Genomic DNA, 21,243 nt, shown 5'->3' on the forward strand with positions numbered 1-21,243 from the left:
TCTACAATAACTATTTCCCAATCACTTTTGATAACAAAGTAATTATTTCATCTATTCTTTCATCTCCATTTTCTTTGTTAAATGCTTCTGTTACGCAATGATTCATATGCTGCTTAATAATTAATAGATCTGCTTTCTTTAAAAGCGATTGAGTTGCTAATATTTGATTTGATACATCGACACAGTATCTACCTTCCTCAATCATCCTAATAGTTGCTTCCACCTGGCCTTTTGCAGTTTTTAGGGATTGTAGGGCTCTGTATTGTTCATCATTCATCTAGGTCCCTCCTTTCTCCTTCCCTTGTGGGTAGGGGTGCACTTGTATAATCTTATGATCACATTCTGCCAAGCTTCACAACCTCCATTGAACCTACCTATTACCAACCTACATGAACAAAACCCTATATACAATAAACCCAACTATGAGTACTCCAAATATAACCAACAAAGGAGTTATGCTTTCGTTATACTGGTCAGTATTTTGACTAGCATCTCCTTCGCTGCTCCAATCCTTAACTCTTTGATTATTATGATTGTGACCGCCTCCACAGCATCCCATTTCGATTCACCTCCTCAGAACGATCTTTAGATAATTTTTCTTCCCATCCGCCCCCGGGTGGGGGTGTCTCTTGTTTATATTTTACCCTTCAATTATGACGAAAATATGACTGTTTCACACAATTTCAATTTATTCTTTCCCATGATGGAATAATCAAGAAGCTCAAATTAAGAAATGTATATATTCCCTCCCTTAAATAATTGCCTCTCTAACGAATAATTTCAGATATTCTTAACTCCATTTCTTTGCTTTTCTGGATTTTTTTATCTGCAAAACCTAAGACCAGGTAAGATAGCCCAAGGGAAAGAACACTAGCTCCCGCAGCAATAAGTTCCTTCGTACCATTATATCCAAAGTATTCTGCACCATTTAGACCAAACGACATTCCCAGTATCATTGCCACCAGTGGCATAACATAAACCAACATCACAATTTTTATCAGTTTCTTTGTGTCTGAGTGTAATTTTACCAGCTGTCCAACTGATACATTTAACTCATTCCTTACTCTTACTTCCATTGATGATGTTTCACATCCTCCCTTACAGGAAGAACATTTGTCACCACAGGCTCCCTTTCTGACAATTTCTATAACCGCTGAATTTTCATCAACTGATTTTACAAATCCTATCTTATCCATATTAACCTCCTTGGCCCCTGTTATGCCTACCTTGATTTAACAAGAAATCTAGTTTGTTTTTACAAATTCAATTTCATGGGGCTCCTTGCCTATTTTAATCGTATTCACAACTTCGTAGCTTTCTAGATCTATAACTGATATATCTTCAGATTCAAGATTGGATACATATGCAATATTGCTATTGGGCAATATTGTTATATGATTTGCTTGTCCACTGGTCTCGATTGTACGTACTATTTTCTTCTTATCCATGTCAATTACACTAATATCATTTGAAAATCTGTTTGTGGTCAATATAGCTTTACCATCGTTTGACACAGCAACTCCGTGAGTCCCCTGACCTGCTTGGATTGTATCTACCTCAAAACCTTTTTCAATGTCCACGACTGATACTGTACCATCTTCTACATTAGCTACATACAGGTACTTATCATCAGGTGAAAGTTCTGATTCATTGGGCATTTTCCCAACTTTGATTGTCGATACAATTTCTAAACCTTCCACATCGACCACTGATATATTCGATGACATCACATTATTGATATATGCAAATTTACTATCCTTGGTAAAATCTATATGAGATGGACTCTTCCCATCTGACTCTATGGTTTTTATAATCCTACCTTCCTTTGTATCAATGATACTAATATAGTTGAATTGTTCACCTTCCTTTAAATCACCACTTGTAGCAAACAGATATTTTCCATCTGGAGTTATGTCTATACCATGTAGATTTCTTCCAGTATCAATAGTGTCCAAGGTCTTTCCACTATTTACATCTACAATGAATATCATCCCATCTTCTAGGTTTCCTGTATAAATTTTTTGACCATCTTTGGAAACAGCAATTCCATGGGATACATAATCCCCAATCTTAATTTCATTCACCAATTCACTACTGGAAACATCAATAACAGATATGGATCCATCTCCTGCATTAGGCACATAGGCTAAATATTTACTTTCTCCTATTGTGTTTGAATATACTAAACTCATGGCAATAATGACTACTATTATCAGAATTATTCTATATTTCACGTATACAAGCCTCCCATGTTATCTATATGATTTTTTCGAAGCTATCATTGCAAAAGGGACAATATCTCCAATCAAGATCAATTAACCTCCCACAACAATTGCATGCTCTTTTAACACCTTCATGGCAGTGGGGACAGAATTCAACATCATGATTTATTGCAGTTCCACAGTTCTTGCACGTCTCCTCTTGTTCAATTATTTCATCTGCTTTGTCATCTATCATAAATATCAAATATAATATGATAGCATAAACAGCATATAGTATCAGGTTCATATTCTTCCCTTCCAATCCAATTGTTAATGAGTAATGATTTGTCCCATTATCTTTATCCCAGCAACGATGCCTAGCTCCATATCCAATTATAGTAGATCAGAATTGAAGCAATCATCATCACTAGAATCAATAACACTTCTTTTGTTGATATACTATACTTCTTGTCCTCTACTTCTTCATTGTCTTTATATCTGGTACTCAATAATTTCAAAGATATAAAAGAAATTAGAATTAATCCTATGCTGGTCGCATGGGCTACTGTGAATGGTTCTATGAATATGGGGTTAGTTCTGAAGAATTCAACAATGAACCTATTGATTGAGAAACCAATCAGGTAGGTGAAAAACAGTTGTCCATCATATTTAACAGATTTTCTTCTAGCCCATATTACTCCAAACAATATAAAATTCAGCATTGACTCATACATTTGAGTTGGGTGTAGCACTTGACCATTCCTAAAGATTCCCCAGAAATATTCATTCTTCATTGCATATCCAAATACATCACAGCCTACTCTTCCTATTGCTTGTCCTAGAATAATCCCTGGCGCCATTATATCAGCTGCTCTCCACAAATTAATCTTCTTGACCCTAGCATAAATCAAGGAAACTAAAGCTCCACCAATCAAAGCCCCTTGAATGGATAGACCGCCATCCCATACTGCTATGATTTTACCTGGGTTAGTTAAATAATACTCCAAGTTGAATACCAAAACATAATACAACCTTGCCCCTACTATTCCAAAAATAACTGCATACATCATCAAATCTGTAATTGCATCTGTTGAATATTTTTTTCTTTTTGCTTCCTTAATTGCTACCAAGACACCCAGTACTATTCCTAAACCTATAAACATTCCAAATGCATTCATTGAATAATGTCCAAAGCTAAATATTGTCTTCATTTACTTTTTCCTTTCCCAAGGTCTATAACATCCCTTTCCCACTTAAATGTCATCTTCTCAGGTCCACCTATGCCTTCAAAATCAAGTTGAACACTACCCAAGTCTGATATATCAGTGTCTTGATTTAGATAAGTTTTGGGTAGTTTCAGCAATCCTGATACATGATGTCCTTGACTGGTCGAGTCCCAAATGAAGCCATCATCTATTATGGTCCCATCCCCGAAGCTCAAAATAGCCAATTCATCGTATTTGATTGTTTCCAGGTTAATAAAATGATTGTTTAATGTTATTCTAAAGATCATGAATTCTTCATTATCTTCAATTAAGTTACTGTACACTACTCCCATATCAATGTTATTTTTTCTATCAAATCTGGCTACCAAGTCTTCACTCAATGTTTGATCAGCACTACTCTCATTCCAATCAATTACTTCTTCCATATCCTGTGCAGCTGTATCCATATTTGATTTTTCTTGATCTGCAATGACATCTTGATCTAATTCATCCTTATACTCAGCAATCACTTCATCTTTTATAGCTTTTTCTTGTTCCTCTATAACAACTTGATTTTCTTGATCTTCAATGATCTCTTCCTCATCTTGGATTACTCCATCCTGGTCTGCTATAAGCTCTTCTTTATCACTTGCTGGTTCATCTTGCTCATTACCTGCCAATGTCTCATTTGTTATATCTGCATTTCCAGAAACTACCCAAATACCCACAAATATCACAGTAATTAACAATATTGTCGTTATAAAAAATGGTCTCTTCATTTTCCCTCCATCATTATCTTTGACATTTTAGTACTCACTACTTACTCTTAGTTGATGATTTAGTTGTGTTAACATTTTTCTTGTCTCTTCCCACTGTACAACAATCCAAAGGTTTATTCCCAAACTCTTCCTTATTAGCTTCCTCTAATTTTTTAAGCCATTCCTTTATCTTCTTTTTCATAGCTCTTCCCTCCAAATTGACTGATTAACAATATTTCCCTAGCTTACCATCATTTCTTATGAAAACTCTACACACACTGACCTCCCTCCAACTAATTTTATCTATCATTATATAATTGCAAATAGCGTGCCAAATTATAAATTGTCTATTTTACTGCCTTTAAGCCTATGGGAACTTTCTAGGATGTGTCATATCAAACAGGAGATTGTAGTATTTGCTACAGTTAAGAACACAAAAAAACCTCACTGGTTAATACCAGATGAGGCTTATCAATAAGATTCTAAATATCTGAAATAAATCTATTCTTTGTAAAACAATTTATTAAGACATACTATCACAGCTTTGGTCATACTCTTGAAGTGAATCTATGATTGGCTTATCGCCACATAAGGGGCAATATGAATTCTTGTCTAAATCAATAAGTGTAAACTTAGTATTCAGGGCATCAAAATAAAGAATTCTATCCCTTAATGTTGTTCCAATTCCTGCAGCAATCTTAATTGCTTCAGCAGCTTGTATGGACCCCATCACTCCAGGTACTGGTCCTAAAATACCTGATTCCTCACAGGATTGTCCGCTTCCTTGTTGAGGCATTTCCGGCATAAGACAGCGGTAGCAGTGACCTTCTCTTGGAATAATTGTAGTGCTCAGACCACTGAACCTCAATACTCCTGCTTCAATCATGGGCTTGTTCATAAAAAAGCATGCATCATTTAACAGGTATCGTGTTGGGAAATTATCAAGTCCATCAACTACAATATCATAATTTCTTATTATATCCTTGGCATTGTCCCTGCTTAACCTGTCCTTATGCAAAACAATATCTATCTGAGGATTTATACTTTTCAAGAAAACTTCCGCCGATTTAACCTTGGATTGACCAATGCGAGATGTCGAGTGAAGTATTTGTCGATTAAGATTACTAATCTCTACTGTGTCATAATCCACTAAACCAATGGTTCCAATACCAACCATCGACAACGCAAGGGCCACAGGGGATCCAAGGCCTCCAGCCCCTACAATAAGGACCTTGAGATTATTTATCTTCCCTCTTGTCTTTGACCAATCATTATCTTTACACTCTGCAGTTCTATCTAAAAACAAACCTGTTTCAACAGCTTCAGCTTCTACAAACTCCATATGCAAGAGATCAAAGTAGAGTGAATTCTTATTCAACTCACCTATTCTCAAAACTAGCTTAATAACTTCAATTGCACATAGTGTTCCTAAAAATGATTTCGAAACAGTTCCCTCAGCTGTCCGCTCAGGAAATTTACTTTCTGACATTGTCAAAGCAAATTCTTTATAAGCATCATAAATATCAAATGTCTGCAGCAAGCCTCTCCATTGATTTGGTACAGCTATAATAGATGGAATAAAGACATTTTCATTTTCATAGTACACTGCATTATTCATGATTTTGCTTACAAATCCCAGACTACCTAGAATAATCCTACAAACTTTTTCAGAATTCTCCACTTCATGGGGCGATTTTTTATTTATAAGCTCAATTGAAATATCCCCATTCAAGTCTTTCGCACTAAAAAAAAGTGATTCATAATAGTCCTTATCATCAAAATCGCAAAAAATATGTCCTATACCAGATGCAGCCAAATAAAGAACCAGGGGAAGCGCATCCTTTACTGTTTCTGAATAAATGAGTATAGCGGACTCATTTATTCTTTTCTGACCCTGTCCACTTATCTCTGGCATAATAATATGCCTCATATATCTATTTATCTGATCCTTATTTAAAATCATATGATCACCGCCTCCTACTCTTATAATCAACTATAGCCTCGTGTAGAGCATCAGCAGCTATATTTGAGCATTTCATTTTTCGTTCTGGCAAACCACCAAGGGCTTCAGCTACATTTTCGTTTTTTATCTGGAGTGCATCCCTAATTGATTTTCCTTTAGCCATTACAGTGACCATGCTACTGGCAGCTATTGCCGCACCGCAGCCAAAGGTCTTAAACTTTGCATCAGTTAAAATATCGTCATCAGAAACTACGATATAAATTGTTATTTTGTCTCCATCCAGTGGGTTGCCAACATGTCCTATTCCGTCTGCATCTATAATTTCTCCTACATTTCTTGGATTAGATAAGTGATCTAAAACATTATCATTGTACAATTGTCTAACCTCCCATGATTGAATTATAACTAAAGCTAAGCTGTTTATTTCATTATTTGAGTATTATAATAGCATTGAAAATAATTAGGTGTCAAATATGATGATTTTAATGAGAAATAATAGTAATGCCGAAGTTCTGTGGCGACTGATCTAAGCGTCTAGCCAGTTCGGAGACACTGATATTCATTTGTTCACATAGCCGTCGTATCATGTCCGAGGTTTTCATAATAGTCCCTCCATGCCTCAATAGAAATATTGTAAACCATTTGGTTTCAAATAACAATTGAATGTTTACAAATTGAAAACCCGCAACTCAATAAAAAGAGCTGCGGGTAAAATTGTGTTAAGAATTACTATCCGATATTGTCCTTGAAATCAGGTCCAGATTAAAATGATGGAGTCCTGTTTTTTCTCGGAAATCCGTGGGTGTACGTATATCCTTGTACAGCACACCAGCCAGTGTTTTTTTGTTCCTGCTTCGTTTTATTTCGGGTCTAATCTCAAAAGCATTGCATTGATCGCAACGATAACAGTGGAGAGGGACATGAATACTGCTCCAAGCGCGGGGCTCAAAGTTATTCCGATAGGAGCCAAAATACCAGCGGCTATCGGGATAGCAATAAAGTTATAACCCGCTCCCCAGACAAGATTTTGCTTCATCTTACGGGTGGTATTTCGGGACAATTCAATGAAGGATTCGATATCTCCCGGATCTGATTGGGTCAGAATGATGTCGGCAGAATCCAGGGCCACTTGCGTCCCGGCCCCAATGGCCACGCCCACATCTGCCAAAGCAAGAGAGGGTGCATCATTGACGCCATCTCCTACCATGATAACCGTCTGGCCTTGATTTTTCATGGACTCGATTAGATTGTATTTATCTTCGGGAAATTGGTTTGCTCTATATTGAATGCCTAGCTCTTCCGCCACTCCTTGTGCAGCATTTTCGTTATCACCGGTGGCCATGATCGGCTCGATTCCGTACTTTTTCAGCGCTTGGATTAAATCTCGACTGCTTTCCTTTAGTTCATCTCCCAATGCAACGGCGCCGATTGCTTCGCCATTTTCGACGAGTATGCTCACTGTGGCGCCTTTCGGCGTTTCCATATCCAACGTTTTTCCATATGATTTTTGGCTAATCAATTGATAACGGTGACCATTGGCTTCGCCTTCTACTCCTGCACCTGAAATAACTTCAATGGAATCAAAGTATACAGGGCTGAGACCGTTCTTTTCTGCATGCTGGACGATCGATTGGGCAATTGGATGACTAGAGCCTCCTTCGATGCCGGCCATTAAGACAATAATTTCTTCTTGTGTATAGGCACCGCTCAAATGTGTAACGTTCAGGACCTTAAATTCTCCCGTCGTTAATGTACCCGTCTTATCCAATACCATGACATCCGCTTTAGTAGCTAATTCCAACGCTTCTCTATTTTTAACTAGTAATCCTCGGCTCGCACCCAAACTAGTACTACGTGATACTACCAAAGGAATTGCAAGACCCAAAGCATGTGGGCAGGCAATAACTAACGTCGTTACAGTAAAGATAACGGCTGTAGGTAAATCTGCAATGATCATCCAGGCTACTAGAGCGATTAAAGCTGCTATTACTGCAATGTAGAACAACCAGCTAGCTACTTTATGGGCCAAATTCTCTGCTCGAGAAGGCTGACTTTGTGCTTGGTTAATTAATGTTTGTACTTGCGAGATAAAGGACTTATCGCCTGTTTCTGTTACTTCTACATATAGAACACCACTACCATTTGTTGATCCACCAATGACTTGATCTTTAATATTCTTTTCGATTGGCTTAGATTCACCCGTTAAGAGAGACTCGTTTACACGGGATTCTCCGCGAATAATAATACCATCAGCTGGAACATTTTCTCCTGCTTGAACTCGGATAACATCTCCAACTTGAAGTTCAGACACAGGGCGAGTTCCAATCGAATCATCTTCTAAAACAACATGAGCGTCTTTGGGCAACAATTCTGCTAGAGCTTTTTGCGCATTTCCAGCTTCACCCAATGCCTTCATTTCAATCCAATGTCCAAATAACATAATTAAAATTAAAGTTGAAAACTCAAAGAAGAAGTCCATTACATGTTCGCCGGTCACATATCGAGCGGCCACTGCGTAAACACTATACACATAGGAAACCGTTATTCCCAAAGTAATCAAGGACATCATGCCGGGTGCTTTTGACATAAACTCATCCTTCGCACCCATGTAGAAAGGTTTCCCGCCATAAAGATACAGAATTGTTGCCAAGACAGCTGCTACAACGTCTGCATAAGGAAAGATGATTTGGAAAGGCCATTGAATATCCATCAAGGGAGTAATAAATAAGATTGCAATTCCCAATGGGAGTGATTTCAAGAAAATTTCCTTGAAACTACCATGATGGTGGTGGGCGTGCCCTCCCATTGCACCACGATCATGATCCATGTTGCTATGGTCCATCTTGCTATGGTCCATCTTGCTGTGGTCCATATTTCCATCTTTAAGATTGTTATCTTTTTTATTCATTATTGGCCTCCTTGTAAAATCATACATTCCGTGAACTTGAAAGACTGTTGAGCGCCTCTATACTTCAATGAGATAATTATAACCTAAATTCCACGTCGTTTTTCAAAGTGCATCTAAATTCGCTATTCCATATGTCTTACGAGGAATTCAAGTAGTTACTTGTGCATTTTAACATTTTTCAGCTCCTTTCTCAACTCAATTTCTCTCAATTTCTAATAGCATACCCATTTGTCACAGAAGAATCACAATTGTAAGTTCGATTAATAAACCACTTTTTCTATTATTTCAAGTGATTGTAAAGGTGTCCTGTTGTTTTTTACTAAAGGTAGCATAAGCATTTTTCATACACTTCCCGATAAGGATATTTTTCAGACATCTTCATAATCACAGATCTAGCCGTTTTGATAATCTTGGCAGCAAGAAACACATATTTCAAGCGAAATGTTTTTATCTGCTGTCTGTACTCAGAGACGTCAAGGTAATCAAATTTGAATAACAAAAACAAGTTGTATGAGAGCATCATCATTTGAAATACCGCTTCGTTAGCCCAGAATGATTTTAGCAAAAGGTGGCCCACCGCCATGTCGTATTTAGCTTCTTTGATATAATTTTCAGCATTGCCACGCTTTTCATAGGTGATAACCACGGCTTCTGACAGTAGTTTTGTATTTGTCACAAAGAAAAAATAGTCGTACTCAGAGCCTTCTAAAAGTGATAATTGCGCTCTCTTTTTTTCTGGTTTTAGTACGCGAGATACGACAAACCGTCTGCTTTTCTCCCACTTATTTGGCTTTATAAACAGTTCTGAAGTTTCTCTGCCTTCTGTACCTTTAACAAACTTTGCAGATGAATTTGATAGTTGAGATACAAGCGTCGTATAGGCTTTAGCTTTGATTAAGTATTTGCAACCAAGAGACTCGATTGTTTCAATGATTTCTTCATCGAAGTAACCACTATCCATTCGAAAAAAGATCTCCAATTCATCTGTCTTTAGGGTGGCTACAATTTCTTTAATCAGTTCAGCAGCACCATTTGCAGTGTAAGTATTTCCACTTCTAACAAACCCAGTGATATATGCTTTAAGTTCATCGCAAAATGCGAACTGGATATTGTAACATCTATTGCCGAGCTTTTTAGGATTGTATCCTTTGCTAGCGCCTTCTTGATGCCCTTCGACATTTACAACACTGCTATCAATATCAATCGTGATGGATGTCATTTTGCTTTTCAAAAGTAGTTTTTTGAACCCTTTGAAGTTGATTTCTCTGAACATTTGTGTTGTCTTAAAGTTGAATTTCCCCAAAAACCTTGATATTGTTTCAGGTTCTTTTACAGAGATATCAAATTCACGAACCAGGGGACCGCTTTTTAGGAGCTTCAACCGTTCGAGCTTATCTATTCCTATGAAATGACCGCAAAGCATGGTCTTAATATGATTCATTTTGATTTTGTTCACAGAGTCACTCTCAAAAACGAGATCTTTTTCAATCGTCTCAAAAATGGCATTGTTTTTTGCATTCTCTAGCAGAAGGAAAAGTCCTGCATTTGAGGTTAGATTCTTAGCACTGAAATCAATTTTATTAATCATTAGCCAGCTCCTTCGCAGTGTTTCTATTGTTATATTCTTACCCAATGAACAAGGCAAAAAACATATAAATAGTGTGTTTCTGTTGTTAATTTCTTTCACCCATTGGGTGAAAGACCGGGTTTAGCTTAATCATTATAAATACTTGCTTATAGGACTATTTGGTTTCATTACGCGTGGAATCTAGGTAATGTACATATTGAAACTTCTTGCTAGGTTTGTCTAATGATGAACTGGATCTTAAGTATCAAAAACTGCAAGAGCCTCACCCACTTTATCCTAGGTTGAGGCTCTTGTTAATGGTATTTATTTCGTTGTGGCTAATTATTGGCTAAAATGAAATTACACTGTTCTTTAAATTCTAGCTAATTATGTAAATGGTACGCCCAGAGGGATTCGAACCCCCGACCAACTGGTTCGAAGAGTGCATTTCCTCTATTTTTCAACATCTCTGGGCTTTATCATCCTGTATTAATTAGTGGTAAATTGTCTTATTTTGTACTTCTTCTGGATGATGAAAATAGCTTCGGGAAATCTCAAGTATTGAATTGTACTATCCTTTATCAAACTATATCATGCTTACTGCTCCATCTATTGCTCCGGTTATACACTTAATGCTTGGTTTTTTCAAGGTAGCCGATAGTAAATATCTTTCGGTTAACCAAAGCGTTAAAATACTGTATCAGTTATAAACCTATTCCTCTCCTACTCCACCGATTCTGTGTTGCATAAATCATTAGATTCAGGTTTTGCTCAGTAAAAACTACATATAAGACTACAATTAATTCTTATTTATTAATTTCACCATATCTCTTAACCAATCTTGAGTAATAAACAAGCCCTTCTCATCTTTGCTATCATTAACAAAACTTTCTTTGAGTACCACTTCAGCTTTCCCAAATAATCTTTCTGTAAGTAGCTCTTTTATTTCATACTGGGTTGCCTCTGGCATATTTGCTAAGTATGAATTGATTGAGGCAAGTTCAAGTTGCATCAATCGATTATATCGTTCATTCTTTGAATGAGTCGATGCTTGTTTTGCGCAATATCCAAATGCAGTACCTAAAGCAGAAACAACTATCAGTCTAGCGAAAACTAAAGCCCAACTTATCTCTGCAGAAACTGAATCCATTGATCTAAATGAATTAACGAAATCTATTGAAAAGTAAATTAGTGCAATTATGAATCCTAAAGTTGCTACGTGCCAAATCCATCTATTCCATCTCTCCGTATCAGCTTCTTTTTTAAATCCACTGGCTAATCCATTTATAGACAAAGCTCCGACTATGTTTTCCACTTCTTCTCGATGTTCATCTAAAGAATTCATGTAATAATCCTTTTCTTCGTTGGTTTTTCTCATAAATTCTTCAAATTTACCGCTGTATTCGTCTATTGAAGATATAAAATCTTTTGATCTAGTTTCGGAAGCCTCTAGATACTTATTTTGGAAACTATTTATTGTTTTTTGTCCGTTATCAATGAAATTGTCTATTCTAAGTTTTTCACTCTCAATTTTGGTATTCAAATCTGTTAAGCTATCATGAAGTTCTTCCTTTTCTTTCATTAACTCATCTATAGATTTTTTATGCTCTCTCTCAATGCTTCCCCTAAATGCAGATATGGACCTTCTAATAGATGTAATATCTTCTCTTAATCCTGTAAGGTCTTCACTTGTACTCAGTGAATTTATGTAATTAACATGAATTAGGGCATTTTCTATAGATAAATTTAAATTGTTGAATCGAGAAACAATCTTGTCCTCAATCAATGAACTGGCTATTTGATTTACTTCTTTAAAGTACTTATTGATATTGTTCATATGTGCAATTGGTACCAAATACGGATCCACATTATCAAAAACTCTAGTAGTATAGCTAACAACTGCATCCATTCTATCAATATAATCCATACTGCCAGCATCAAATTCAATTTCTCTAAGTTGTTCTATTTTCTGTTGCACAATTCCTGTTGTTTCATGCATCTCATGAGTTTCAAACCTTTCTATTAATGATACCATCCTTCTACCTCCTTTTGCCCCGTTAGATTTACAAGTTATTCCCATTTAAGATTTAAAACTTACTTATAGCAGCTCACTGTTGATTGTTTCATTAGTTACTAAGGTATTTAGTCTACTACCCTTTTGGATTTTAAATACTTAATCGTCCATTTGCGTAGATTCTATTTAATACTCCACTTCATCTTCATCTGCAACCATCTCATGACTGAAGTCAACCTCCTCATACGCAATACCTGCCATCTTCTCAGCCTGTCTCATCACTGTAGTCATGGCTTGGATTGTCTTATCTGGTGGATAACCATACTTCTTAAGCAATCTCTTTATGATACTTCTCATTGATGCCCTTGAACTTTTTCGTATGCTCCAGTCGATGGTGATATTGTTCCTTATTGCTTGGGTTAGTTCATGAGCTATTTCTTTCAATACCTCGTCTTCCATCATTTCCTTTACTCTTTCATCGGAGGTAAGTGCATAATAGAAGGCTACTTCATTTTCTGAAAGTCCAAGTTTGTTCTCCTCATCCTGAGATGCCTTAATCTCATGAGCCATCTTGATAAGTTCTTCAAGTACTTCTGCATTTGTAAGTGCCTGGTTTCTGTACTTGTTAAGGGCTCGTGTGAGCTTCTCTGAGAACTTCTCTGATTTGACAACATTGGTTCTCTCTATGGTCTTGATCTTTCCTTCAAGTAATTTTCTTAGCATTTCTACTGCAAGATTCTTTTGGTTCATATTCCTTATCTCGTTAAGGAAGTCTTCTGACAGTATCGATATCTCTGGGCGTTCCATGTTCATGACTCCGAATACGTCTATTACTTCTTCTGAGATTATGCTTCTCTGTAACATCTGATTGATCCTAGCATCTATCTCTGCTTTCGATAGAGTTGGTCCTCCACCTTGAAGCTTTACCATGCTAGCTTTAACTGCCTTAAAGTAGCTGACTTCAAGATTGTACTTTATTCCTTCCTTGGAAGCAGCGCACAGTGCATGAGCTTTTCCCAGTTCAAGGGTAATCTTCTTGAATTCCTTCTGGTCTTCTTCTGACTTTCCAAGAATGTGGTCCATTCCACCTACAATGGTTCTTGCTCTTTTAAGCTGTGAGTCTCCCCAGAAGGCTGAATAGTTGTAGCCATGCATCATGTCCCTAAGGATCTCCAATTTCTCAACCATTATCTGTATTGCAACACCTGTATCTATGCCTGTGTTTCTTCTGTCCTTTGATGTATATTGATTCAAGGCTTCCTTGAGGCTTTGGAGAATTCCGATGTAATCAACAACCACTCCTCCTGATTTTTCCTTAAAGACTCTGTTTACCCTTGCTATTGCCTGCATCAGGTTATGACTTCTCATTGGTTTGTCAATATACATTGTATGCAACGATGGCACGTCAAAACCAGTAAGCCACATGTCCCTTACTATTACAAGCTTCAGTTCATCATTGTTATCCTTCATCCTCTTGGCTAGAAGGTCTCTTCTCTGTTTGCCTCCTACGTGTTGTTGTATCTTTGCAGGATCTGCGGCGCTTCCTGTCATTACTACCTTTATCTTTCCCTTATCCAGGTCTTCACTATGCCAGCTTGGTCTAAGGGCTACTATTTCATCATAGAGTTCAGCACAGATTCTTCTGCTCATGCCTACTATCATTGCCTTACCTTCTATGGCTTTTGTCTTTTCTTCATAATGCTTTACAATATCTTCTGCAAGCTTTTTTATTCTGTTTGGTGATCCTACCACTGCTTCAAGTCTTGACCATTTTGATCTTGTCTTATCTCTTAGATTGTCTTCTTGACCTTCGGTTATCTCTTCAAACTCTTCATCCAGTTTACCAAGCTCTTCATCATCTGTTTCAAGTTTAATGATCCTGTTTTCGTAGTAGATCCTTACTGTTGCTTCGTCTTCAACAGCCTGAGTCATATCATATGTATCTATGGTCTGTCCAAATACTCCTGTTGTGGATTTGTCCTCAAGGTCTATTGGTGTACCTGTAAATCCAATAAAGGATGCATTGGGTAGTGCATCTCTTATGTACTTGGCATAGCCATAGGAGATTTCACCTGTCTTTGTATCTGCCTTTGCCTTTAGTCCATACTGGCTTCTATGGGCTTCATCTGCTATTACAATTACGTTTCTTCTATCTGTAAGTACTTTCATTTCACCTTCATCAGGGCTGAATTTCTGGATTGTTGTAAATATGATTCCTCCTGATTCTCTTTCATTGAGGAGATCATAGAGTCCATTTGTATCTGAACTGTTGCCATTTGTCTTGGCTGACTTTTGTGCATCAGAAAGTCTCCTCACATCTGCCTGTAGAGGAGTTTGTCTTAGTATCTCTTTGGATTTGCTAAAGGTTGAAAACAACTGATCATCAAGGTCATTTCTATCTGTTATCACTACTATCGTCGGGTTGTTCAATTCCTTGATAAGGTTTGCTGTATAGAATACCATGGAAAAGCTCTTTCCTGATCCTTGAGTATGCCATATTACACCAATCTTCCTGTCTCCCTGTTCACTTATGGCAAGCTTTGTCTTTTCAACTGCCTTTTTAACAGCATAATACTGATGATATCCTGCTAGGATCTTTACTATTGTCTTCTTATCTCCAAGCTTCTTTCCTTCTATATCAAAATCAGCATCCCTTGATTCTTGGAATAGAATAAAGCTTTGGATTATATCAAGAAGAGCCTCCTTCTTAAGGACTCCATGTATCAACACCTCAAACTGTGGTTCTGATAGTGGCTCAATATTTATTCCATCCTTTGTTCTCCAGTTCATAAACCACTCATAGGTTGATGTTATTGTTCCTACCTTGGCATTGATACCGTCTGATAGGATGCAGAAGGCATTGTAATTGAAAAGTGATGGAATATCCTTCTTGTATGTCTGGATCTGATTGTATGCGCTTTCTATCCCCACGTTTTCATCTATTGCTGACTTAAGCTCCATTACAACGAGTGGTATTCCATTAACAAAGACTATTAGATCTGGTCTTCTGGATTCGTTCTCTATTACTGTAAGCTGATTTACTGCAAGGAGATCATTGTTGTCTGGATTCTCAAAGTCTATTATGTATGCTCTCTTTGTTCTTATATGTTCTCCTTGGGAAAAGGACACTTCAATACCTTCCACCATAAGCTGATGGAAGTATCTGTTGTTCTCTTCAAGCATTGGGCTGTTAAAGGTAATAATCTGTCTGTATGCTTCATCGATAGCTTCTTCTGGTAGGCCTTTGTTTATTCTATTTAGGGCTTCCTTGACTCTACCTGGAAGAATCACTTCCTTGTGGTCCTTTCTCTCCTGGTAGTCTCCTCCAGGTGATAGGTCAGGTCCAAAGGCATAGTCATAGCCCATTGTCAGCAGTAGCTCTATTACTGATTCTTCCAGCCTATCTTCATTAAACAAATTCATATCTTAACAGCCTCCCTTAACAGAGATTATTGTTCAACAGTATCTAGTGGTACTCTTATTTCTCCTGACATAAGCTTGGGTAATAGAGTGTTTCTGATGGATTCAAGCACAGAATTCTGCTTTTGATTCACTAATTGCAACCTGTTGTTTTTCCCAACAAGATTCTCAAACTTTTCAAATAAGCCTTCCCCTGGTTTCAATACTTTGTGTTTCTTAATGTCAGTTTGAGTTATTAATGGTTGTGTGGAACCTCTATTAATTGCAGAGTAATCGATACTATTTAATATTTGATAGACATATTCGTAATACTTAGATTTTATGACCAGAGTATTATCTGAAGCCCAAATTCTATCATTATACCTCTGAACTACACCATGAGTTCCAACTCTACCAATTACTAAGACAGACTCGTTATAATTAAATTCGTTAGTGTAACTCATAATAGAGCTTGCTCCTACGAGTGGAATCTCGAATTCAGATGAAGCTTCAGAAAGCTTTTGTCTTGGTCTCTTACCACTTGATAAGCTTATTATTTCCCCTAGGTTAATCACTTGCCATCCTTTTGGAATCATTCCAAACTCACTTTCAATCATTTCTCCACCACTGGACTTATATGGGTCTCCATCTTCATTGTAGAATTCAAAGTCCACAAACCAATGCTTGAATATTTCCTGTGCCATTTCTTCAAGGGTTTTATTGATTCTATTGTTGACCTCAATCTTCTCATCCAGGGTTGATAGGATGTGGGCTATTGCTTTTTGTTCTTGTAATAAAGGTAATGGTAATTTGAGCTCCAATAAATCTTTTTGATATAAGTGTGGAATTACGGATCCCTCAGTCCTTGATTTTATGAGTTTCTTGAAAAAAGGACTGGTCAAGTAATAGAACAAGTAATATACATCAATCTCATTATTCTCAATTCTTATAACAAATAAACCTGAAGCAACCGTTGACGGTTCTGATAATTCTTTTACAATGGCTAGTTTACCAATAGTACCATCTTTAGTCATTATAATATCATTTGGTCTTAGTATAATTTCTGGTGACTCTAAGTATCTTTCTTCCGAAATATATCCACAACCAAACCAATCAACTTTATTTTCAATTATATTTGATCCATTTATGATTCTAAACTCACTATGTTCAAGGTACTCAGATTTTTTAAGTCCTTTCCAGCCAATTCTCCCTTTAATATAGAGTGAATCTCTTATAGAGTCGTATTTCCATTCAGGAGGTATTAACCCAATTTCAGTTTCTTTAAAACTCATACCCGATACCTCCAAGATTCTTCCTCATCTCTTCTTCAAGATGTCTGGATTTAGCAAATAGCTCTGCCAGCTCTGCTGTCATAATCACCATCTTATCATCAAATGGTATTCCGTCATCCTCCACATCCTCAATTCCAACATATCTACCAGGAGTAAGTACATACTCATGACCCCTTATTTCTTCAAGCTTTGCTGACTTGCAGAAGCCTTTGATATCCTCGTACTCTCCATCAAGGTTTCTCCACTGATGATAGGTTCCCGATATCTTCTGGATATCTTCTTCAGTTAATTCTCGGTGGCGTCTGTCTATCATCTCTCCAAGCTGTCTTGCATCTATAAATAGCACTTCATGGTGTCTACTTCTGTATGTTGGGTTGCTTTTCTTGTTTCTGTTAAGTATCCATAATGATACTGGTATTCCTGTTGAATAGAATAGCCTATCTGGAAGCGCAACAATAGCATCTACAAGATCATTTTCTAGTAGATTCTTCCTTATTTCTCCTTCATTGGAGGTATTTGAACTTAGGGATCCATTGGCAAGCACTATTCCTGCTGATCCATTTGGAGACATATGGAATATCATATGTTGTAGCCATGCATAGTTGGCATTTCCTGTTGGTGGTATACCATACTTCCACCTGACATCATCTGCTAGTCTATTTCCTCCCCAGTCACTAATATTGAATGGCGGATTTGCTAGGATATAGTCTGCCTTAAGGGTCTTGTGTATATCCTGATGGAATGTATCTGCATGGTGTGGTCCAATATTGGCATCAAGTCCTCTGATGGCAAGATTCATTTTACATAGCTTCCAGGTGGTTGAGTTTAATTCCTGACCGTATATGGATAGTTGCTCCACTTTTCCCTGATGGTCCTCTACGAACTTTTCACTTTGTACAAACATTCCTCCTGAACCGCAGCACGGGTCTATGTTCATGCAGATTTTGATACAAAAATAAAAAGCCCTCTCCTGGGTTTAACCCCGGAAAAGGCTTGAAATCAGTGCATTTATAGAAATCCTCGGACTTGCTAAACGCATTAGATCGCTAACATATTGAGTCTTTCGATTAGCGCGTTGGTGATTAAATCTAACTTGAATACCCTTACATTTATTCAGAAGCAATAATTAAAAAGTATAGCTAAAATTAAAAGGTTCAGTGTATACCTTCTTTTTTCATTTATACCTACCTGAATTTGTCAAAATAATTGCGGCTTTTTCATAGTTGAGCTTTAATCCAGAATAAATTTTAGCTATTATTTAGTTTTCCTATCTAATATTTCTTTTAGGAATGGTTTAATTGAAGCCATTATAATCGCAGTAGTTTTTCTTTTTTGAGCTGTGGTAATAGAACTCTTATCCCGTTTATTAAACATCTGTTCCATAAATTTGTAATCCAACTCAGGATTATAATTATTATGACTAGTAGGCTTAAAGGCTCCCTTTTCATAAAGATACTTTAACAACTTCCTAGAAAAGAAATCTCGAGAAAGTGTTATATATTCATTATTATCAATAGCATGAAGCAACTTGAATAATTGCTCTTTTATCAATGCCTCTTGATTCAAGTCATCTCTTTCAAATTTTTTTATACATGAGCTACCTATCGGGTATAACTTGTTATGATTTTTAACGTTTTTTATTGTAAAAAGATATTTTAAATCTTCCTTGCCACAAATACAAGCTGAACGATGACTTTCATCTTCTTCACAGTCGTAGATTTCCCATTCAAGTATAGCGCTCTCCCAACTCGATGCTTCTGAATTATCAATTACTCGTCTTATTAAGTTCCTATAATATGGGCTATTGATGCTCAATCGTATAACCTCCTTAGTATATACTATTAGTGAGTATTTAAAAGAAACCTCTACACTTTGAAGTCTAGATTATGAGATGAAAAACTATTTCACTCGATGTTTATTGCTGGGAAGACGTTGTGAAATCCCCGCATCTTCAAGGCGCTTATTCCACTGGTGCAAAGTTTCGTCTGAATGTGAGGCTATGAGCCACCGATACAACATGTGTTCGGGCGTCTTTTTCCATTGGTGTCCTGCTTTTTCAATTAAATCTTCAGCATAAAAATGGTGTAGGTTTAACCCTATGCATAGCGCCATAACTGTAGGCAACTCTTTTATAAGCGACTCATTATTCCTATAGTCGCTAATTATTCTTGCACTTAATCCAGACCTCTCTGCCAGAATTTCATTCGTTAATTTCCTTCTTTTAATGTGGTATTCCAATGTTTTAGAGAAGCTACCAGGCATATTCATAAGTTCCTCTGATAATACTTTAGAAAACTCACTAATTCTTTCAGTTTCCATCAAGCGACTCTTCTCATCCTGTTGATCTTTATACTTTGGATTGTACTTTGCCTCAATAAAAGGAGCTGCATCAACATCTCTACAAAGAAAACACCTTCTATAAAATGAATCATCATAAAGCTTACTGATTCTATTAGCTCTATCAAAAACCAAGCAACATTCATCAACATGTTCTAAGGCATACTCTGTCAATTCAAGTAAAGTGTCATCATGTCGTATTACATATTTAGGATCATTTATGCAGAACATGGAGTTAACATAAACGACTTTACCCGAGTATACCATCTCAGAAAGTTCTTCTGACATACTCGCTTCATACAATGCGTTCATCTCATCAATAACAAAAGTTTGATTTTTATCTAAAGTCCCATCATTGAATGAGTATGGAGGGTAATACTTTCCACCTACATATACAAAAGTTCCAGCCGCTTGTTGAAAACCTATGTCAATCGCTCGTAGTTTTGCGGCTAACTTTGACACATTGAAAAAGTTAGCAAGTTCTTCAATAGCTAGTTGCATAATCTCACCATTTCGTAACAGAGGGTTTTGATTACGCAAACAATCTAGTATCTCATTTAATTTCTGAGTTGTTGTGTTTAATGGCATCATAATCCTGGGTGCCAGTACGTTTGCTTGCCACTCCATCCATTGTAATGCTTTGTCAATACCATCTGTATCATTCCCATAAACTTCTACAGCTTCACAGCTTATTGCACTCAAATCAGAGTTCAATAACTTTTGAAGTTCGAAGAAGTTTGAATGAAGTTCATGGTGGATACACTCATGAACTATTGTGTTGTTTATAGAACCAATATTCCGCATAAAATACACATCTGGATTTACCAAAATAGTCCCAATATCAACAGCTTCTATTCGAGTATCAATCATGTTCTCCTCGAACACTTCTATTTCGATTTCATTAAAAACTGACATACCAAAAATATTAGAGGGCAAAGGAGCATAATACATTGTAAGGCACATATTATCTAACAACTCATCCATATCTATTGGCATCGGTTTTTCTAATGCTTCAGGGTAATTTCTTTGTAAGAATTTCTCAGCTTCTTTATCAAGGTCTTCTGAGTAAATATATGGAACCAAATACTTTGATAAAGCATTTTCTTTGGAAAATCTTTCTCTGCTGTAATCTCTAACATCAATTATCATTACTTTCCGTAACCCGGATATTAAATGCCCGTAAAAAGATAAAATAAACCATTTTGACTTCATATCAGCATCATAGTCTTGTTTACCCATCCCTTTTAAAACAACATCAGCATTAATAGTTGCATTAAAGAAAATCTGTCGATGTTCGATACCGTAAAAAGAAATACTTTTAACACACAAATTTTTCAACTTAATGTACGATGGGTCCAAGACAGTATATGAGTTAAAATCAAATGTTCTCCCTTTATTATGGATGAATTCCTTTATTGCTTCACTTATTTCGTTATAATATACATCTCCGAGATACTCTTCGAATGATTTGTAGGCCTTCTGCACCTTATCTCACCCCCCCTGCCAAACTTAAAGCGTCTTGTAGTATTGGTTAATCCTCGACTTTTTCAACAACAACGATACCGCTGATCATAACAGAATGGTCTGTTTCTCCACAAT

At 36.8% G+C, this 21,243-nt stretch carries 18 protein-coding genes and 1 pseudogene; all 19 read right to left on the reverse strand.

The genetic code is table 11. From position 1 onward, the window contains the following. Positions 1-10: 10 nt before the first annotated feature. Positions 11-277, reverse strand: coding sequence for a metal-sensing transcriptional repressor (locus ACOEN1_RS03340; RefSeq protein WP_422485009.1), 267 nt, complete (start codon positions 275-277; stop codon positions 11-13). A 108-nt stretch (positions 278-385) separates the two neighbouring features. After that, the gene (locus ACOEN1_RS03345; RefSeq protein ID WP_422485010.1) at positions 386-559 is read right to left on the reverse strand and encodes a hypothetical protein; all 174 of its coding nucleotides are present in this window, start codon (positions 557-559) and stop codon (positions 386-388) included. A gap of 208 nt (positions 560-767) precedes the next feature. Further along, positions 768-1,196 (reverse strand): SoxR reducing system RseC family protein, encoded by a 429-nt coding sequence (locus tag ACOEN1_RS03350; protein ID WP_422485011.1) that lies wholly within the window; start codon positions 1,194-1,196, stop codon positions 768-770. Positions 1,197-1,244: 48 nt separating this feature from the next. Beyond that, positions 1,245-2,234: a YncE family protein gene (locus ACOEN1_RS03355; RefSeq protein ID WP_422485012.1), complete on the reverse strand. Its 990-nt coding sequence runs from the start codon at positions 2,232-2,234 to the stop codon at positions 1,245-1,247. A 22-nt stretch (positions 2,235-2,256) separates the two neighbouring features. Further along, the gene (locus ACOEN1_RS03360; RefSeq protein ID WP_422485013.1) at positions 2,257-2,508 is read right to left on the reverse strand and encodes a zinc ribbon domain-containing protein; all 252 of its coding nucleotides are present in this window, start codon (positions 2,506-2,508) and stop codon (positions 2,257-2,259) included. Positions 2,509-2,578: 70 nt separating this feature from the next. Continuing rightward, on the reverse strand, positions 2,579-3,412 hold the full coding sequence (gene lgt / locus ACOEN1_RS03365) for a prolipoprotein diacylglyceryl transferase (protein ID WP_422485014.1): 834 nt from the start codon (positions 3,410-3,412) through the stop codon (positions 2,579-2,581). Further along, complete coding sequence (locus ACOEN1_RS03370; protein WP_422485015.1) at positions 3,409-4,185, reverse strand: hypothetical protein; 777 nt, start codon at positions 4,183-4,185, stop codon at positions 3,409-3,411. The genes lgt and ACOEN1_RS03370 overlap by 4 nt, the downstream gene beginning before the upstream one ends. Positions 4,186-4,222: 37 nt before the next feature. Then, positions 4,223-4,366, reverse strand: a complete 144-nt coding sequence (locus ACOEN1_RS03375; RefSeq protein WP_422485016.1) for an LDCC motif putative metal-binding protein — start codon at positions 4,364-4,366, stop codon at positions 4,223-4,225. A gap of 321 nt (positions 4,367-4,687) precedes the next feature. Then, the gene (locus tag ACOEN1_RS03380) at positions 4,688-6,127 is read right to left on the reverse strand and encodes a ThiF family adenylyltransferase (RefSeq protein ID WP_422485017.1); all 1,440 of its coding nucleotides are present in this window, start codon (positions 6,125-6,127) and stop codon (positions 4,688-4,690) included. A 4-nt stretch (positions 6,128-6,131) separates the two neighbouring features. Beyond that, complete coding sequence (locus tag ACOEN1_RS03385; RefSeq protein ID WP_422485018.1) at positions 6,132-6,503, reverse strand: iron-sulfur cluster assembly scaffold protein; 372 nt, start codon at positions 6,501-6,503, stop codon at positions 6,132-6,134. Positions 6,504-6,633: 130 nt separating this feature from the next. Next, a pseudogene (locus ACOEN1_RS03390) lies at positions 6,634-6,729 on the reverse strand (XRE family transcriptional regulator); the annotation flags it as partial. Between the two features lie 257 nt (positions 6,730-6,986). Then, entirely contained in the window at positions 6,987-9,035 is a 2,049-nt protein-coding gene (locus tag ACOEN1_RS03395; protein ID WP_422485019.1) for a heavy metal translocating P-type ATPase, read from the reverse strand. Positions 9,036-9,354: 319 nt separating this feature from the next. Beyond that, on the reverse strand, positions 9,355-10,623 hold the full coding sequence (locus ACOEN1_RS03400) for an IS1380 family transposase (RefSeq protein WP_422485020.1): 1,269 nt from the start codon (positions 10,621-10,623) through the stop codon (positions 9,355-9,357). Positions 10,624-11,401: 778 nt separating this feature from the next. Beyond that, a complete protein-coding gene (locus tag ACOEN1_RS03405) occupies positions 11,402-12,637 on the reverse strand; it encodes a hypothetical protein (RefSeq protein WP_422485021.1) in 1,236 nt (411 codons plus the stop codon). A 165-nt stretch (positions 12,638-12,802) separates the two neighbouring features. Then, positions 12,803-16,039 carry a type I restriction endonuclease subunit R gene (locus ACOEN1_RS03410; protein ID WP_422485022.1) on the reverse strand — a complete coding sequence of 1,079 codons (3,237 nt, stop codon included), beginning with the start codon at positions 16,037-16,039 and terminating at the stop codon, positions 12,803-12,805. Between the two features lie 26 nt (positions 16,040-16,065). Further along, the gene (locus ACOEN1_RS03415; protein ID WP_422485024.1) at positions 16,066-17,307 is read right to left on the reverse strand and encodes a restriction endonuclease subunit S; all 1,242 of its coding nucleotides are present in this window, start codon (positions 17,305-17,307) and stop codon (positions 16,066-16,068) included. Next, a complete protein-coding gene (locus tag ACOEN1_RS03420) occupies positions 17,297-18,244 on the reverse strand; it encodes an N-6 DNA methylase (RefSeq protein WP_422485025.1) in 948 nt (315 codons plus the stop codon). The genes ACOEN1_RS03415 and ACOEN1_RS03420 overlap by 11 nt, the downstream gene beginning before the upstream one ends. A gap of 317 nt (positions 18,245-18,561) precedes the next feature. After that, the gene (locus ACOEN1_RS03425) at positions 18,562-19,122 is read right to left on the reverse strand and encodes a hypothetical protein (protein ID WP_422485026.1); all 561 of its coding nucleotides are present in this window, start codon (positions 19,120-19,122) and stop codon (positions 18,562-18,564) included. An 84-nt stretch (positions 19,123-19,206) separates the two neighbouring features. After that, a complete protein-coding gene (locus ACOEN1_RS03430; RefSeq protein WP_422485027.1) occupies positions 19,207-21,129 on the reverse strand; it encodes an ImmA/IrrE family metallo-endopeptidase in 1,923 nt (640 codons plus the stop codon). Positions 21,130-21,243: the final 114 nt, after the last annotated feature.

It is taken from the genome of Gudongella sp. DL1XJH-153 (genome assembly GCF_049310905.1).
GTDB lineage: Bacteria > Bacillota > Clostridia > Tissierellales > Tissierellaceae > Gudongella.

What these genes read in the sequence shown, in the direction of transcription:
- ACOEN1_RS03360 (WP_422485013.1), bottom strand. Translation starts at nt 2,508, where the DNA reads ATGAACCTGATACTATATGCTGTTTATGCTATCATATTATATTTGATA.
- ACOEN1_RS03420 (WP_422485025.1), bottom strand. Translation starts at nt 18,244, where the DNA reads ATGAACATAGACCCGTGCTGCGGTTCAGGAGGAATGTTTGTACAAAGT.
- ACOEN1_RS03405 (WP_422485021.1), bottom strand. Translation starts at nt 12,637, where the DNA reads ATGGTATCATTAATAGAAAGGTTTGAAACTCATGAGATGCATGAAACA.
- ACOEN1_RS03340 (WP_422485009.1), bottom strand. Translation starts at nt 277, where the DNA reads ATGAATGATGAACAATACAGAGCCCTACAATCCCTAAAAACTGCAAAA.
- ACOEN1_RS03380 (WP_422485017.1), bottom strand. Translation starts at nt 6,127, where the DNA reads ATGATTTTAAATAAGGATCAGATAAATAGATATATGAGGCATATTATT.
- ACOEN1_RS03400 (WP_422485020.1), bottom strand. Translation starts at nt 10,623, where the DNA reads ATGATTAATAAAATTGATTTCAGTGCTAAGAATCTAACCTCAAATGCA.
- ACOEN1_RS03410 (WP_422485022.1), bottom strand. Translation starts at nt 16,039, where the DNA reads ATGAATTTGTTTAATGAAGATAGGCTGGAAGAATCAGTAATAGAGCTA.
- ACOEN1_RS03375 (WP_422485016.1), bottom strand. Translation starts at nt 4,366, where the DNA reads ATGAAAAAGAAGATAAAGGAATGGCTTAAAAAATTAGAGGAAGCTAAT.
- lgt (WP_422485014.1), bottom strand. Translation starts at nt 3,412, where the DNA reads ATGAAGACAATATTTAGCTTTGGACATTATTCAATGAATGCATTTGGA.
- ACOEN1_RS03345 (WP_422485010.1), bottom strand. Translation starts at nt 559, where the DNA reads ATGGGATGCTGTGGAGGCGGTCACAATCATAATAATCAAAGAGTTAAG.
- ACOEN1_RS03415 (WP_422485024.1), bottom strand. Translation starts at nt 17,307, where the DNA reads ATGAGTTTTAAAGAAACTGAAATTGGGTTAATACCTCCTGAATGGAAA.
- ACOEN1_RS03370 (WP_422485015.1), bottom strand. Translation starts at nt 4,185, where the DNA reads ATGAAGAGACCATTTTTTATAACGACAATATTGTTAATTACTGTGATA.
- ACOEN1_RS03350 (WP_422485011.1), bottom strand. Translation starts at nt 1,196, where the DNA reads ATGGATAAGATAGGATTTGTAAAATCAGTTGATGAAAATTCAGCGGTT.
- ACOEN1_RS03395 (WP_422485019.1), bottom strand. Translation starts at nt 9,035, where the DNA reads ATGAATAAAAAAGATAACAATCTTAAAGATGGAAATATGGACCACAGC.